Below are 15,583 nucleotides of genomic sequence, written 5' to 3' on the forward strand. Positions count from 1 at the left end.
CGATAAGGTTCAAGACAAGCTCCCCGCCAGTTCAAAGATCGGCATGTACATCAGCACCACCACGCCGCCGATCACCACGCCGATGATGGTCATCAAGAGCGGCTCGAGCAGGCGCGAAGCCCAGTCCACCCAGCGGGCGAATTCCTCGTCGTGGAACTTGGCCGAGCGTTCCAGCATGTCGCCCAGGCGGCCCGTATTTTCTCCCACCTTCAGCAGCGATTGCGCCACCGGCGTGGCCATGCCGGCCTGTTCCAGCGCGGTGGAAAACGGCATGCCTTCCTGCACCGCGCGGCGCGCCTGCGCCAGCTGCTCCTGCTGCGCCGGCAGCAGCATGGGGCCGACCATGGCCAGCGCTTTATGCAGCGGGATGCCCGCGTGCAGCAGCAGGCTCAGGGCGCGGTAGAAGCGGGCCAGGCGGAATTCGGCCGCCTTCTCCGCCAGTACGGGCAGGCGCAAGAGGCGCAGCACCAGCGCCATGCGCATGGCGCGGTTGGCGACGCCGAAGACCACGGCGCCGACGGCGGCGGCCAGCGCGCCGGCGCACAGCAGCGGATGCGCGGCCAGGGTCTGGCCAAAACCGAGCAGCATTTGCGACATCCAGGGAATTTCGCGGCCCGAGCTTTCGTAGACGACGCTGAATTTGGGCACCACATAGCCGAGCAGGAACAGGGTCACCAGGCCGCCGACGACGAGCAGCATGCACGGGTAGATGGCGGCGGAAATGAGTTTTTTGCGGATGGCGTCGAACTGCAGCTGGTAGGCGACGAAGCGCGCCAGCGCCTCGGGCAGGTTGCCCGAGCGTTCGGCCGCGTGCACGGTGGCGATGTAAATGTCGGGGAAGATGTCGGGAAAACCGGCCAGGGTGTCGGAGAAGCTTTGCCCCTGCTGCAGGGTGAGCACGATGGCGGCCAGGGTGCTCCTCGCGCCCGGGCGCGTTTCCTTGTTGTGGAGGGTGGCCATGGCTTCGCCCAGGTTCAGGCCCGCTTCGAGCAGGGCCAGCAGCTCCTGGCTGAATTGCAGCAGGGGCAAGCCCTGTTTGCCGGGGCGCAGCGCGGCGCCCGCGTCCGGCGCGGCGTCGTCATCGACGGCCAGCACGCGCCAGCCGCGGCGCACGGCCGCACGGATCGCCTCGGCCTCGCTGGCGGCGTCGATGGCCAGCGCCTGGCTGCCCGCCGGGCCCTGCACCTGGAGGTGGAACTGCATGGCCGGCTCAGGCGAGCATGGTGGCAGGCGTAAAAATGGACAGGCTGGAATGGGGGAAAGCGCGTGCGGACAAGGTCGAAGTAGGCATCGGTCAGGAACCATCCAAAAAAGTTCAATTCGTCGCGGGTACCGGCAGCAGGCAAGATGCAATCACTGCCTCAGGGTAGACTGGAATTGCCAGGAAATCAATCGTGCTGTGCGGGCAAGCCTCGTTTCGATGGCTTGCCCGCATGTTCAGCCGCTTACTGGGTAACCAGGCTGACCTTGTCGATCACGAACGAGGTTTGCAGCGACGCGTCCTCGGTGGCGGCGAACGAGATCTGCACGGTCTGGCCCTTGTAGGCGATCAGGTCGAAAGTGCGGATCTGGTAGCCGGCCGCCTTGTTCACGTTCGAGTACGAGGCCAGGGTGCCCAGCACCGTGCCGGCGCTGTTCTTCACGGTGACGACCAGCTTGTCGTACAGGGTATTGCCCGTTTCCGCCGTGTCGATATGCAGCGCGAAGCTCAAGCTGGCGGACGTGGCGGCGGCCGGAATGGCCACGCTTTGCGTCAGCGATTCGCTGGCCGTGACGCCATTGCCGCCCAGCCAGGCGTACTGCGTGCCTTCGTACGCGGTTTGCCCCGTAAATGTGCCGATGGCGCCCGTGGTGCCGCTCCAGCCCGTGGCGCCGGCCTCGAAGCCGCCGTTCGTCACTCTTTCGGTGGCGCTGCTGGTGCCCACCGTCAAGGTGGCGTTGTTCGACGTGGCCGTCACGGCGGGCGACGAGGAATCCGTCACCGTGGCCTTGAAGACGGCGCCGCTGTCGGCCGCCACGGCCGTGAAGCTGTAGGCCGGCGACGTGGCGCCGCTGATCACGGCGCCGTTGCGGTACCACTTGTAGGTGTACGGCGCCGTGCCGCCACCCGCGCCCACGGCGAACGAGGCGGTGGCGCCCGGTGCGACGGTGATGCTGGCCGGCTGGCTGGTGATGGTTACCGCGCCGCCCGTCGTCGATTCATCGACGTCGGTACCCACGTTGATGGCCGCATACGCGCGCTTGACGGCGATCGATTCCGCGCTGCCCACGCCATACAGTTCCTCGGCTGCCTGCAGCACCTTGTTGCGCGCGTCGGCATAGTTGGTCGACGAGGTGAACTTGGTGGTGGCGGCCTTGAACCAGATGCGGTAAGCCTTGTCGCTGCCGATACCGGTCATGGCCAGCGGGCTTTTGTTCAGGTAGGAGCTGTAGTAGTCGCTGCTGGACGTGGAATTCGAGCCTTGCGACAGGAAGTAGAACATGCGGTTGTTCGGGCCGCTGCTGTAGTGGACGTCGAGGTTCTTGATGGTGCTGCTCCACGCATTCGGGCTGCTGCCATCCTTGCTCGGCTTGTACAGCCAGCGCAGCGGCTGGCCGTTCTTGGCGATCTCCTTGCCCGTCATCCAATCGTTGCCCGTGTTCGGAATCGTGGTGCCCGTGCCGCCGGCGCGCGCATACGCTTCCACCATCTCGCCGGCGATGTCCGAGCTCGATTCGTTCAAGCCGCCCGACTCCTGCGAGTAGATCAGGCCCGAGGTGGCGTCCGTGATGCCGTGACCCATCTCATGGCCGATCACGTCGATGGAGCCGAGGTTGTTGAACGCGCTGCCGCCGTCGCCGATGTACATGCATTTGCAGTTGCTGTCGTAATAGGCGTTGTCGTAGGCCGTGTTGACGTGGGCGGCGATGTGGGTGGCCGTGTTGTTGCCGTCCAGGCTGGACCAGCCCAGCACGTTCTTGTGCGTGTCGTAGGTGTTCATCAAGCCCCACATCGCATTGACGGCCGCCGTCTGACCGTTGGCGTTGGTGGTGCTGCCGCCGCTGATGTATTGCTGGCCGTCGCCCCAGGTATTGCTGGTGTTGCTGTACACGCTGCCCGAGGTGGTGCCGTGGTTGGCATTCGTGATGGCCATGCCGCCGAAGCTGCCGCCCGTGCCGCGGCTGGGGTCCTTCATGGTGTAGGTGCTGCCCGTGAGCGTGGTGTTGAGCGGCACCTGGCCGTTGTACTGGCTGTTGCCGATGCCGGCGACGGTTTTCAGGGCTTTCCATTGGCGCAGGATGCGGCCATCCCGGGCGCTGACGATGGTGTCGTAGTAGACGGGCTTGCTGCCGCTGATCATGCGCGTCTGCACCAGGTAGGCCAGCTCGTAGTGGTCGACCACGTCCTGCACGTCGAGGGCGTTCAGCGCGGCTTCCGATTTGTTCTCGGCGCCGGCCACGCGCACGGTTTTCATCACGGGATAGATCAGCAGCTGCGCATGCGGCGGCACATGGTCGACGGCCGGCACGCCGATGCTTTTTACGGCAGCGGCGATGGCGGCGGCGGCGCTGACGGCCGGCGTGGTGTCGATATCGGTGGTGGCGCTGCGGGTGACGGAATTGACGCCGCCGCTGCCGAGGCCGGACGCGCGGTCCGACACGGATTCGCTGACGATGTCGCCGGCGCTGTTGCTGACCACCACCGTCTCGGAACCGAAGACGGGCAAGCCCTTGTAGGTGTGCTGTACGCGGCTCACGCGCGTGCCGCTGACGCCCGGATGCTGGGCGCCGACGGCAAAGCCATGCTCGGTATTCAGACCGCGGCTGCGTGCCTGCGCGGCCAGCTTGTTGACCAGGCTGGCGGTCTCTTGTGGAGAAGCCAGGGCGACCGGCGCGGCCATCAGGGTCTGTGGCAGCGGGGTGGCGGCATCGGCCGTGGTGGCCATCAGCGGCAGGGCGGCGATGGATGCGGCAACTATCGTCAAACGTAAATTCATTTCTGCTCCATGGTATCGGTTAAGGAAATGGTGAATGAGCTGGCCGCGATGCCTGATGGCCACCCCGGCGCGCCTGGCGGTGGGCGGATAGCCTGCCGTTTTGTGGTGGCATGACGCCGGGTAGGGGGACACTAAACTTGTCGAGATCGCCATGTCAAAAAATTCAAGAAATGGGTCATCAGGCGATTTTTTGTTAAGAATTGAACATTTATCGGCATCGCATCGTTGGAAAGTTTGATCTACCACAAGCTGCAACTTTTGTTTTGGACTACTACCCCTATTGGCGCGCTCTGTTGGAAAAACACTGTTGCCTTTTCTAAATGTTGCGATCTACACTAGCTCTTCGCATTGCTCCCAGCGGAGCACGCGAAGACAAAAAAAGCGCACGCGGCAATGACCGCGTCCAGATACAGCGCATCGGGAAAAAAATCGGGAGTTTCACATGACGTCAGTTCTGTTTTCTGCTGTTGGTTTCAGCCATTTCCCCTCTGGAGCGGCACTCATGCTGCATCCGCCTTCCTAGCGGCCGCCAGCCGGCTCTTCCCCCGCGAGGGGATTCTTTTCTGTAAGTCCGACCGCGCCGCCCGGCGCGGCCGCTGGCGCAGTGCATCTTTTTTTCAGGAAGGGTTGCCGGCTCCTGGTGCGTGCACCGGAATCACCGGCCCGACGAACTATGCTTTCGATAGCGACCAAAGTGGAACAGATCGTGATGGAATCGGCCTTTCTCAGCGAGGGATTGGGCCGTGGCTTGCTCAACCTGTCGGAGCTGGCGCGCCAGCTGCAGCCGCAATTGCAGACCGACTTATGGAAACCGGTGGGGCAGGCCGCCGTGGTGATGGCGCTGCGCCGCCTGGCCGAGCGGATGCCGCAGCAGAAAAACGGCGAGATTGTGCTGGCGCACCGCGCGGGCGAACTGTCCACGCGCAGCGAATTGATGGTTGTTACCTACCGCTATTCCGACCAGACGTATGCCTGCCAGCGCCAGTTGCTGGCGCTGGCAGCGCCGCAGCGGGGCACATTCATCACCATTACGCGCGGCGTCAACGAGGTGATGGTGATCTGCAGCCGTTCGCTGCACGCGCTGGTGGAGGAGGTGTTCGGTGAAGAGCAGGAACTGGCGCGCCTGGAGCGGGTGACGGCCGTCACCCTGCACCTGGCGGCTGAAACCTGCTATACGCCGGGCGTGTATCACGCCATCCTCAAGCGCCTGGCCTGGGAGCGCATCAACCTGATCAACATCATTTGCACGTATACGGAACTGACCTTGCTGCTGGAAGCATCGCAGACGGGCGCGGCCTTTTCCGTATTGTCGAAAATCGTCGCGCAATGAAAAGGCTCTGTCCCCGTTAAGTAGGGGAAGTTCAGGAATCTTCCTGTATCCCTGCTGTCTGACTGTGCATCGCAGACAAACGGGAGCCTTTCATGCAGATAGCTCAATGGAAAACCTTCATCGCCCAGTTCGCCGTACTGAACCGTCGCCAGCGCCTGGCGGGCATCGCTCTGCTGCGAGGAAGCGCACCGCAGGGCGCTGCCGCGGCACTGATCGAAAGCGTGGCCCGGCAGCGGTTGCACTGTCCTGCCTGCAATAGCAGTCATGCTCACCTGCATGGCCATGCGCACGGACTGCAGCGCTACCGTTGCGTGCCGTGCGGCCGCACCTTCAATGCACTCACCGGCACGCCGCTGGCGCGCTTGCGCCATAAATCACTGTGGCTTGATTACGCCGATTGCCTGCTGGCATCAGATTCCGTGCGCAAGGCGGCGTTACAACTGGGCGTGCACCGCAACACCACCTTTCGCTGGCGCCACCGGTTTTTAAGCCTGGCCAAGACGGACCGGCCCCATTGCCTGCATGGCATCGCCGAAGCGGACGAGCTGTATGTGTTGGAGTCGGAAAAGGGATCGCGGCATCTGACCCGTCCGGCGCGCCGCCGTGGCGGTCATGCCCGCCGGCGTGGCATTTCCAATGAGCAGGTCTGCATCCTGGTGGCGCGCGACCGTACGGGACAAACCCTCGATTTCGTCACCGGAAAAGGGGCGCTGACGAAGGCGCAGGTGCGCCATTATTTATTGCCCATGATCGACAAGGACATTTTGCTGGTCACCGACGGCCACGCTGCCTATCGCGCCTTCGCGCGTGAAGCGGGCATCAGTCACCAGGCCGTCAATTTGCGCGCAGGCATCCGCGTGCAGGGCGCCGCGCATGTACAGAACGTCAATGCATATCACAGCCGCCTGCGGGCATGGCTACGCCCCTTTCACGGCGTGGCGACGCGCTACCTGCCGAATTACCTGGGCTGGCGCTGGATACTGGACGCCGGGCGCATCCGCTCCCCGGAAACATTATTGAAGGCAACGCTGGGAGCATTCCCACATCTGATGGTGACATAGCCAATGAAAAAGGCCCCGCTGCATCGCTGCAGCGGGGCGCTTGCCGGCAAGAACCGGTTTTATTTTTCCAGCTGCGTGCGCACGCGGGCGATCGCTTCGCGTACCTGGCGTGGCGCGGTGCCGCCCACGTGGTCGCGCGCGGCAACGGAGCCTTCCAGGGTCAGCACCTCGAATACGTCTTCGCCGGTCAGCGGCGAAAACGCGCGCAGCTGCTCCAAAGACAGGTCGGCCAGGTCGCAACCGGCGTCGACGCAGGCGCGCACGGCCAGGGCCACCGCTTCATGGGCGTCGCGGAACGGCAAGCCTTTCTTGACCAGATAGTCGGCCAGGTCGGTCGCCGTGGCGTAGCCTTGCAGGGCCGCCGCGCGCATCGCTTCCGGTTTCACCGTGATGCCGCCGGCCATGTCGGCGAAGATGCGCAGTGTGTCGATGACGGTATCGACGGTGTCGAACAGCGGTTCCTTGTCTTCCTGGTTGTCCTTGTTGTAGGCCAGCGGCTGGCCTTTCATCAGGGTCAAGAGGCCAATCAGGTGGCCGTAGACGCGGCCCGTCTTGCCACGCGCCAGTTCCGGCACGTCCGGGTTTTTCTTTTGCGGCATGATCGACGAGCCGGTGCAGAAGCGGTCGGCGATGTCGATGAAGCCGATGCGTGGGCTCATCCAGATCACCAGCTCTTCGGCCATGCGCGACACGTGCATCATCAGCACGGCGGAGGCGGCGCAAAATTCGATGGCGAAGTCGCGGTCCGAGACGGCGTCGAGCGAGTTGTGGCACACGTCGTCAAAGCCCAGCGTTTTTGCCACGCGCAGGCGGTCGATGGGGAAGGTGGTGCCGGCCAGGGCGGCGGCGCCCAGCGGCAGGCGGTTGACGCGCTTGCGGCAGTCGGCCATGCGCTCGGCGTCGCGGCCGAACATTTCGACATACGCCAGCATGTGGTGGCCGAAAGTGATCGGCTGGGCCACCTGCATGTGGGTGAAGCCCGGCATGATGGTGTCGGCATGCTGCTCGGCCAGGTCCGTCAGCGCGCTGCGCAACGTCGCCAGCAGGGCGCTGATGTCGTCGATGGCGGAACGCACGTACAGGCGGATGTCGGTGGCCACCTGGTCGTTGCGCGAACGGCCCGTGTGCAGGCGCTTGCCCGCATCGCCTACCAGTTCGGTCAGGCGTTTTTCGATATTCAGGTGGACATCTTCCAGGTCCAGCAGCCATTCGAACTGGCCGGCGGCGATTTCCTGCGAGATTTGCGCCATGCCGCGCTGGATTTCCGCGTAGTCGGCCGGGCTGATGATGGCTTGCGCATGCAGCATTTCCGCATGGGCCAGCGAACCTTCGATGTCGAACAGCGCCAGGCGCTTGTCAAAAAATACAGAAGCTGTGTAGCGCTTGACGAGGTCCGAGACCGGTTCGGAAAACCGGGCCGACCAGGCTTCGCCCTTTTTGGAGAATTGATCAGTCATGAAAGAAGTCCTTTAGTGTACGGCGATTATAAACAAGGTTGGCCGGCGGTAGGGCTTTTAGGGGCTTGCAGGGCGCTGAAATGGCCAGGAATGGGGCTGGCAAGCCTCAAATGCCACGGCGATGACCTGTTGTGCGTTTCATCCGGGCTTTTTGTATTCTGTCCCGCGAATCGTGCGTTTGGTCGCAATCCGATGGCAGTTCAGGGGCGATCGGCCTACAGTTCAATCATCGCAGCACACAACCAGCCACCCAAAGGACACCATCATGAACATCGCTAAAAACATGGAAGCCATCTTCGTTGCCATCATCGCCGTCGCCGCCGCCACCAGCCTGGCCACCGCTGCCGTGCCGAAGTTCCGCGCCGCGCCGGCCCCCATCGCCGCCAGCGCCGATCAAGCCACCATGCACACCGTGTACGTCAGCGCCAAGCGTTTGAGCGCCGAAGAAAAAGCTGCCCTGTAAGCGTGGCGATGGGATTGCAGGCAGTACAAGAAGCATCGGCAGCAAACAGCAACACCGCATCACGGACAGGCAGAACGGGCGGCGCCCCCGGTTCTATCGAGCCCTGGTGACAGCCGCAGCAAAAAGGCCGATGATCGTGTTTTTCAACGATAGCAGGGCCAGCGCGATGTCACATTTGATGATCAGCACCGACAAGGCGGAACTCGACGTTCCAGCCATTCACCATTTTCTCAGCACGCAATCGACATGGGCCATCGGCATCCCGTTGGCCACCGTACAGCGCGCGATCGACCATTCGCTCTGCTTTGGCGGCACGCTGGACGGCCGTCAGGTGGCGTTCGCCCGCGTGGTCACCGACTACGCCACGTTTGCCTATCTGGTCGACGTGTATGTGCTGGAAGAATACCGCGGCCGCGGCTACAGCCAGCGCCTGATGGAGGCCGTGACGGCGCATCCCGGCTTGCAGGGCCTGCGCCGTTTCATGCTGGCCACCAGCACGGCGCATGATTTGTATGCGCGCTACGGCTTTACGGCGCCGCTCAGGCCGGAGACGCTGATGGAGCGGTATGTGCCGGATATCTACCAGCGTTGATTGCCTGAGCAGCTGGACCGGCGCTCACTGCCAGTGCATCAGGCACGGCGGAATCAAGAGCAGCAGCGCCAGCACCAGGTAGATCAGCTGCAGCGGGATCATCCACTTGGCCCACGTGATCCAGGGCACGCGCGCCAGCGCCAGCACGCCGACGGTGATGCCGGACGTGGGGATCATCGGCGTGGTGAATTCGCCGAACTGGAAGGCCAGGATGGCCGTCTGGCGCGTCACGCCGACCAGGTCGGCCAGCGGCGCCATGATGGGCATGGTCAGCGCCGCCTGGCCGCTGCCCGAGTGGATGAAGAAGTTGATCACCGACTGCATGAAGAACATCTTTTGCGCGGCGAAGACGGGGCTCGACGAGGCCACCAGGGGCGTCAATGCATGCAGTATGGTGTCGATGATCTGCGCGTCGCGCGCCAGGATCATGGTGCCGCGCGCCAGCGCGATGACCAGCGCCACGCTGACCATGTCGCGCGCGCCCTGCACGAAGGAGGCGACCAGGCTGTCCATGTCGAGCCGGCCGACCAGGCCGACGATGATGGCCATCACCAGGAACAACGCGGCGATTTCATCGATGAACCAGTCGTACTTGACGACGCCGACGACCATCGTCAGCAAGGTCGCCATGAAGATCCACAGCACGGCGCGGTGCGTGCGCGTCATACCGGCAAAGCTGTCCAGGTCCATCGAATGTTCGCTGCGCTTTTCGATATCGAGCAGGTAGGTCGGGCTTTTTTCCGGATGGCGCTTGATGCGCGCCGCATACCACATCAAAAACACGATGCTGACGGCCGTGGCGATGGCCCACACGATCAGGCGGTAGCCGATGCCGGAAAAGATCGGCACGCCCGCGATGCCCTGCGCGATGCCGACGTTGAACGGATTTAAAAAGGCGGCGGAAAAGCCCACCTGCGAGCCGATGAAGGGTATCGACACGCCCGTGATGGTGTCGTAGCCCAGGGCCAGGGCCAGCGGCACGAAGATCAGGATGAAGGGAATCGCTTCCTCGTTCATGCCGAAGGTGGCGCCGCCCAGCGAAAACATGGTGAAAAAGACGGGGATGATGGCGGCGCGCACGAAGCGCGAACTGGTATGGGCCTTGGCGATGGCCTTGATCAGCGAATCGAAGGCTTCCGTTTTTTGCAGCACGGCGAAGGCGCCGCCGACGATCAGCACGAAGCCGATGATCAGGCTGGCGTCGACGAAGCCCTTGATGGGCGCCATCATCAGCGCGGCCAGGCCCTGCGGCTTGTTGGCTACGTAATGAAACGTGCCGGGGATGATCAGCTGCTTGCCGTTGACCAGCTGGGTGTCGAATTTCCCGCCCGGTACCAGCCAGGTCGCCAGGGCGATCATAGCCAGGATGGCGCACAGCAGGACGAAGGTATTGGGGAGCTTGAATGTTCTCATGGCGCTTTTTTGTGACATCTATTGGCTCAGCAGGCTGCCGCCGCGGAAGGCGATGCTGCCTGCGACCTTGCCGACGTTCATGCCGCGCAGGACGTGGCGGTGGGCGCTGCGCGCAAAAAAGACGCCGGCGACGGTGCAGCGCAAGGTTGTCGTCTCGCCGCTGACGGGGTCGATCAGGTCGGCCACCGCGTCGCCGGCGGCCAATACGTCGCCCATTTCCCGCAGGTAGACCAGCACGCCGTGATGCGGCGCGAGAATCGGTTCCACGCCCGCCAGCGGCGTTGGCGTACATTGCGGCGCGGGCAGGTCGTCGCCGGCGCCGGCGATGTCCAGCACGCCCTCGATGGCGAGAAAGCGCAGCAGGGCGGCGGCGTCGCGTTCGGCCAGGGCGTAGCTCACCTCCACCTCGCCGCGCAGTTCGACGGTGGTCGACAGGCAGGCGGCGGGAATCGGATAGCGGCCGCCGAAGTGCGCGTCGAGATCCCACCACAAGCGGCTGCAGGCTTCGTCGAACGGCTCTTCGCCTGCCGCCAGTTCCAGCAGCACGGCGCGCGCACCCAGGAGCGCGGACAGGGGCGCGATCTGTGCCGCCAGCGGCGTGCCCGTATAGATGTGCAGGGCTGCCTCGTTATCGCAATGCAGGTCGAGCACGATGTCGGCGTCGATGGCCATGCCCAGCAGGGTTTTCTTCAGCGTCTCCGCATCCGTGCCCGGCCGCCAGGCGGCGACGGCGGCGCGCGCGTGCTCGCGTATCAGCGCCACGTTGGCTTGCGCATCCTGCCCCAGCTGGCCATCGAGCGTGGTTTTCAATTCATCAGCCACGTGGCGGTAGGCGCGGTTGAAGTTGATGCCGGTGGTCAGGTCGAAACGGCCGAACGGCGCGCCATGGATGGCTTGCGCCAGGCCGATCGGGTTGGCGGCCGGTACCAGGATGATTTCGCCGTGCACCTTGCCGGCCGCTTCCAGCGCCAGCAGTTCGCGGCGCAAAAATTGCGACACCAGCATGCCCGGTACCTCGTCCGCGTGCAGGGCCGCCTGGATGTAGACCTTCTTGCCGCTGCGGCTGGTGGCGGCCGCGGTGCCGAAGTGGAAGCTGCTCAATTGGCATGACATGCTGGCGTGCGCGGTGGAGATGGAATGCTGCTGTACTTGCATGGTGGGCGCCCCGAAAAGGTGCATGGTTGATGGATTCCGGTCGATTATGTAGCAATATTTTCACGAAGTAAATCAATGAAAATCCTTTTACAAATATTTGTTGAGTTTTCTTTTTGATATGAGTACAGTAAGTTCCAGCGACCCGATTTCCCCCTCCGCCAGTGATCAGCAGTGCCCAAGAATACAGGCCGCCAGTGATATGAGAGCATCCGCCAGTCCTGCCAGAAGCAGCGCCCCCACGCCACTTGCCACCTCGCTGGCGTCGCCCGATGCCGCCTTCGCGCAATCGCCGCTGGGGCAGGCGCTGATGCACGTGCTGGCCGGCGGCTCGGCTTCGCAGCGGCAGATCGCCGATTACCTGCTGCGCAACCAGATGCGCGTGACGGCGCTGGGCATCGAGGAACTGGCCGACAGCTGCCAGGTATCGACGGCCACCATCAGTCGCTTCGCGCGCGATATCGGTCAGAAGAATTACTCGGCCATGCGCGGCGCCATGGCCGAAACCCTGCAATCGCTGCTGCAGCCGGTCGACAAACTGCGCCGCACGATAGAACGGCGCGCGCGCGCCACCTCGCCCATCACGGAAAGCCTGGAATATGCGGCCGCGAACATCGCCGCCACGTCCGATGCCCTGTCGCCGCCCGCCATGCTGGCCGTGGTGCGCCGCCTGACGCGCGCCAAGGTCGTGTACGTGATGGGTTTCGGCCTGTCGGCCAACCTGGCGGGCATGCTGGTGCAGCATCTGCAGCCGTTTTGCCCGCACGTGGTGGAAGTGGTGGGCATCGGCGGCTCGGAAGTGGCAGCCGGTCACCTGGTCAACCTGACGGCGCAGGACGTGCTCGTGGTGATCTCGTTCCCCCGCTACACGCTCGACTGCATCGGCCTGGCCAGCTTTGCGCGCGACCGCGGCGCCTGCATCGTGGCGCTTACCGACTCGCCCGCGTCGCCCCTGGCCGAACTGGCCGACCACGCGCTGTATGCGCAAAGCACGCATCCCGTCCTGCCCAGCAGCGCCAGCACGGCGCTGGCGATGATCGAGGCGCTGGCCGTGGCGCTGATGGTATCGAACAGGAAGAACGTAGAAAAAGCGGCCCGCTTGAGCGAAGTCATCTCCGCCTATCTGTATGGCGGCGAACATGGCGTGCAAGGCGCGCGGAAAACAGCTTCAAAGCAACGCAAGGCAGTCCCAAAATCATTATAAAAATCAGGCATCAACATCCGGGGAGAATGACAATGCAGATGAAAAAACAGGACGGCGGCTCCTTGCCGCGCGAATCGGTGCTGGCGCAAGGCGTGCGGCTGGCGCTGGGGGCCCTGAGCGTGTCGGCGGCGCTGGGCATGCTGGCCGGCGGCGCGCAGGCGCAAGAGCAGGGGCCGGATGTGGAGCCGGCGCCGAAAAAAATGCAGCGCGTGGAAATCACGGGGTCGGCCATCAAGCGGCTGGAGTCGGAGACGGCGCTGCCCGTGCAGATCATCACGCGGGCCGAGATCGAAAAGGCGGGCGTGACGACGGCGGCCGAGCTGATGGCGCGCGTGTCGGCCAACGTGGGCGGCCTGACCGATGGCGTCAGCATCAACGTGGGCGGCGACCAGCGCGGCTTCAACAGCGCCAATCTGCGCGGCGTGGGCACCTCGTCGACCCTGGTGCTGCTCAATGGCCGGCGCATGGCCAACTTTGCCTCGCCCGGCGACGATGCGGGCGTGGACCTCAATAACATTCCCGCCGCCGCCCTGCAGCGTGTGGAAGTGCTGCTCGACGGCGCCTCGGCCCTGTACGGCACGGACGCCATCGGCGGCGTCATCAATTTTATTACGCGCAAGGATTACCAGGGCGTGGAGCTGAACGCCTACGGCAGCGGCACGCAGGAAGGCGGCGCCGGCAAGCGCACGGCCAGCATCACGGCCGGCACGGGCGACCTGGCCACGGATGGCTACAATATCTTTGCCGTGGTCGACCTGCAAAAAACCGACCGTCTGAGCACCTCGCAGCGCAAGTTCATTCCGCACCTGCAGGTGCCGGAACGCCTCGGCCATTTGCTGTCCAGTTACACCAGTCCGGCAAATATCCGCCTCTCCAGCGACCAGCGCGACTACCTGCAGGAGCAGGGCTTCCTGCTCAATGGCCAGCCGATCACGAATCGCCTGATTAATCTGTCGATTCCGGGCTGCAGCGGACCGGCCAATGTGTACCTGCCTGCCGGCACGGGCGGCGTCGATGCGTGTACCTATAACTACATGGGCGACACCGAGCTGTATCCGAAAACGGACAAGCAGAACCTGCTCACACGCGGCGTGCTGAAACTGAATAACGATCACCAATTGTATGCGGAGGTGGCGCTGAGCCGCTCGCGCAGCTATTACGTGGGATCGACAGCGCGGCCGGATGGCGAAATCGACGCCAGCATGGTGCCGCAGCTGAACGCTGCCGGGTTGACCGGCACGCTGGCCCTGCGCATCCGCCTGAACGAAGCGGGCATGCGCACCAGCGAATTGACCAGCGAAAGCCAGCGTTACGTGGTGGGCGCCACCGGCACCGTGGGCGGCTGGGATTACGACGTGGGCTTGAATCACAGTGTCAATGTGGTCAGGGACAAGGACACGCACGGCTACCTCCTGGCAGACCAGCTACAAAAGGGCATCACGGATGGCACCATCAATCCCTTCGGCCCCTCCAGTGCGGCGGGCAAGGCGCTGCTCGAGAGCATCCAGGTCAACGACGAAGTGCGGCACGCGCGCGGCGTCATGGATGCGCTCGATTTCAAGGTGTCGCGTGCCTTGATGTCCATGGGCGGCGGCGACATGGCGTTGGCGGTGGGCGGCGAAGTGCGGCGCGAGCGCACGGATTTCCGGCCATCCGCATTGCTAATGAGCGGTAACATCACCAACGATGACGCGCCCGAAGGCGGCGTGGCCACCAGCGACAGCCGCAACGTGCAGGCCATCTATAGTGAATTGCTATTGCCGTTTAGCAAGCAATGGCAGGCGCAGCTGTCCGGCCGCTATGACCATTACCAGCAAGTGGGCGGCGCCCTCAGTCCGAAGATCGGCCTGACCTACATGCCCAGCAAGGAGGTGCTGCTGCGCGCCTCGGCTGGCAAGGGCTTCCGCGCGCCGTCGATGTCGGACCTGCATCGGCCCACTGTCTACAGCCAGACGGCGACCCTGCCTGATCCCGTGTACTGCGAAGCCGAGAACAACGACTACTCCGTCTGCGCCGACAACTGGCGTACGCGCCGCTACAGCAACGACAAGCTGAAACCGGAGCGCAGCCGCCAGTTCACGGCCGGCGTGGTGCTCGAGCCCGGCCAGCACTGGACCTTCAGTGCCGACTACTGGAACATCAGGCGCACGGATTTGATCAGCGAAATCGGCGATGACATCATCCTGTCCAACCTGTCCAAGTACGGCAATCTCGTACACCGCGACGAAGACAATGGAATCCGCTACATCGAGCTGCGCAAGGAAAACCGCGGTGCGCAAAAAGCCTCGGGCATCGATATCACGGCCGACCTGCATGGCGTGAAAACGGCGTGGGGACGCTTTGGCGGACATCTGAGCGGCACCTATGTGCTCGGCTCAAAAATCCAGACCAGCCCTGGCGATGTCTTCATCAGCAATCTGAACAAGTTTGTCACGGACGGCGTGGTGCAGCGCTGGCGCCATACGATCACCCTCGACTGGGACAATGGCCCGTATTCGGCCAGCCTGTCGAATACGTATTCGAGCGGCTACGATGACCAGAACTCGGCCATCAACACGGACGACGGCAGCGTGGTCAAGCCGAACCGGGTGAAGGCCTACACGCTGTGGGACATGTCGGGCGCGTATGCGGTCAGCCAGCAGTTCAAGCTGCGCGCCGGCATACAGAATCTGTTCAATACCAGTCCGCCATACTCAAACCAGGCCTACTATTTCCTCTCCGGCTATGACCCGACCTACGCGGACCCGCGCGGCCGACGCTTCTACGCCAGCGCCAATTACAGCTTCAAGTAAGCAGTTTTACATAGAAGCGTGGAGATAGCGCAACAACGCTGTCATATGCGGCAAGTAGTATCGTAGTTCGATGCAGTTGGGTGGCAGGCAGCAGTTTTGGCAGCAAGGGCGCGCGCCGGTATCAACAAGTGCGCGCCCCTTT

Annotated in this window: 11 protein-coding genes; 6 read left to right on the plus strand and 5 right to left on the minus strand. The window is 63.6% G+C overall.

The features are described 5' to 3' along the window. Positions 1 to 9: 9 nt before the first annotated feature. Both IGS60_RS01705 and IGS60_RS01710 read right to left on the minus strand, forming a co-directional pair. Entirely contained in the window at positions 10 to 1,203 is a 1,194-nt protein-coding gene (locus tag IGS60_RS01705; protein WP_230502022.1) for a type II secretion system F family protein, read from the minus strand. A 242-nt stretch (positions 1,204 to 1,445) separates the two neighbouring features. Further along, the gene (locus tag IGS60_RS01710; protein WP_230502024.1) at positions 1,446 to 3,977 is read right to left on the minus strand and encodes a M4 family metallopeptidase; all 2,532 of its coding nucleotides are present in this window, start codon (positions 3,975 to 3,977) and stop codon (positions 1,446 to 1,448) included. Between the two features lie 673 nt (positions 3,978 to 4,650). On the opposite strand from IGS60_RS01710, the gene IGS60_RS01715 reads away from it, so the two are divergent. Further along, positions 4,651 to 5,307: a hypothetical protein gene (locus IGS60_RS01715; RefSeq protein WP_070224268.1), complete on the plus strand. Its 657-nt coding sequence runs from the start codon at positions 4,651 to 4,653 to the stop codon at positions 5,305 to 5,307. Positions 5,308 to 5,399: 92 nt separating this feature from the next. Further along, entirely contained in the window at positions 5,400 to 6,368 is a 969-nt protein-coding gene (locus tag IGS60_RS01720; RefSeq protein ID WP_230502026.1) for an IS1595 family transposase, read from the plus strand. 59 nt (positions 6,369 to 6,427) lie between these two features. On the opposite strand, the gene argH is transcribed toward IGS60_RS01720, so the two are convergent. Next, positions 6,428 to 7,825, minus strand: coding sequence for an argininosuccinate lyase (argH, locus tag IGS60_RS01725; protein ID WP_070288641.1), 1,398 nt, complete (start codon positions 7,823 to 7,825; stop codon positions 6,428 to 6,430). Positions 7,826 to 8,090: 265 nt separating this feature from the next. Here argH and IGS60_RS01730 point away from each other — a divergent pair, with 265 nt between their 5' ends. Further along, positions 8,091 to 8,288, plus strand: a complete 198-nt coding sequence (locus IGS60_RS01730; RefSeq protein ID WP_070288640.1) for a hypothetical protein — start codon at positions 8,091 to 8,093, stop codon at positions 8,286 to 8,288. A gap of 166 nt (positions 8,289 to 8,454) precedes the next feature. Continuing rightward, positions 8,455 to 8,880 (plus strand): GNAT family N-acetyltransferase, encoded by a 426-nt coding sequence (locus tag IGS60_RS01735; RefSeq protein WP_070311750.1) that lies wholly within the window; start codon positions 8,455 to 8,457, stop codon positions 8,878 to 8,880. Between the two features lie 24 nt (positions 8,881 to 8,904). On the opposite strand, the gene IGS60_RS01740 is transcribed toward IGS60_RS01735, so the two are convergent. Both IGS60_RS01740 and IGS60_RS01745 read right to left on the minus strand, forming a co-directional pair. After that, positions 8,905 to 10,293 (minus strand): YfcC family protein, encoded by a 1,389-nt coding sequence (locus tag IGS60_RS01740; protein ID WP_162995779.1) that lies wholly within the window; start codon positions 10,291 to 10,293, stop codon positions 8,905 to 8,907. Positions 10,294 to 10,311: 18 nt separating this feature from the next. Further along, positions 10,312 to 11,472, minus strand: a complete 1,161-nt coding sequence (locus IGS60_RS01745) for a succinylglutamate desuccinylase/aspartoacylase family protein (RefSeq protein WP_230502028.1) — start codon at positions 11,470 to 11,472, stop codon at positions 10,312 to 10,314. 175 nt (positions 11,473 to 11,647) lie between these two features. Here IGS60_RS01745 and IGS60_RS01750 point away from each other — a divergent pair, with 175 nt between their 5' ends. Together IGS60_RS01750 and IGS60_RS01755 are read left to right on the plus strand one after the other, a co-directional pair. Next, positions 11,648 to 12,649 (plus strand): MurR/RpiR family transcriptional regulator, encoded by a 1,002-nt coding sequence (locus tag IGS60_RS01750; RefSeq protein ID WP_230502030.1) that lies wholly within the window; start codon positions 11,648 to 11,650, stop codon positions 12,647 to 12,649. Positions 12,650 to 12,681: 32 nt separating this feature from the next. Then, entirely contained in the window at positions 12,682 to 15,441 is a 2,760-nt protein-coding gene (locus tag IGS60_RS01755) for a TonB-dependent receptor (protein WP_230502032.1), read from the plus strand. Positions 15,442 to 15,583 lie beyond the last annotated feature (142 nt).

Origin of the sequence: Janthinobacterium sp. FW305-128 (assembly GCF_020858135.1) — a bacterium.
Lineage (GTDB): Bacteria > Pseudomonadota > Gammaproteobacteria > Burkholderiales > Burkholderiaceae_D > Janthinobacterium.

Coding starts and splice junctions, on each gene's coding strand:
- IGS60_RS01705 (WP_230502022.1), bottom strand. CDS start 1,203: ATGCAGTTCCACCTCCAGGTGCAGGGCCCGGCGGGCAGCCAGGCGCTG.
- IGS60_RS01710 (WP_230502024.1), bottom strand. CDS start 3,977: ATGAATTTACGTTTGACGATAGTTGCCGCATCCATCGCCGCCCTGCCG.
- IGS60_RS01715 (WP_070224268.1), top strand. CDS start 4,651: ATGCTTTCGATAGCGACCAAAGTGGAACAGATCGTGATGGAATCGGCC.
- IGS60_RS01720 (WP_230502026.1), top strand. CDS start 5,400: ATGCAGATAGCTCAATGGAAAACCTTCATCGCCCAGTTCGCCGTACTG.
- argH (WP_070288641.1), bottom strand. CDS start 7,825: ATGACTGATCAATTCTCCAAAAAGGGCGAAGCCTGGTCGGCCCGGTTT.
- IGS60_RS01730 (WP_070288640.1), top strand. CDS start 8,091: ATGAACATCGCTAAAAACATGGAAGCCATCTTCGTTGCCATCATCGCC.
- IGS60_RS01735 (WP_070311750.1), top strand. CDS start 8,455: ATGTCACATTTGATGATCAGCACCGACAAGGCGGAACTCGACGTTCCA.
- IGS60_RS01740 (WP_162995779.1), bottom strand. CDS start 10,293: ATGAGAACATTCAAGCTCCCCAATACCTTCGTCCTGCTGTGCGCCATC.
- IGS60_RS01745 (WP_230502028.1), bottom strand. CDS start 11,472: ATGCACCTTTTCGGGGCGCCCACCATGCAAGTACAGCAGCATTCCATC.
- IGS60_RS01750 (WP_230502030.1), top strand. CDS start 11,648: ATGAGAGCATCCGCCAGTCCTGCCAGAAGCAGCGCCCCCACGCCACTT.
- IGS60_RS01755 (WP_230502032.1), top strand. CDS start 12,682: ATGCAGATGAAAAAACAGGACGGCGGCTCCTTGCCGCGCGAATCGGTG.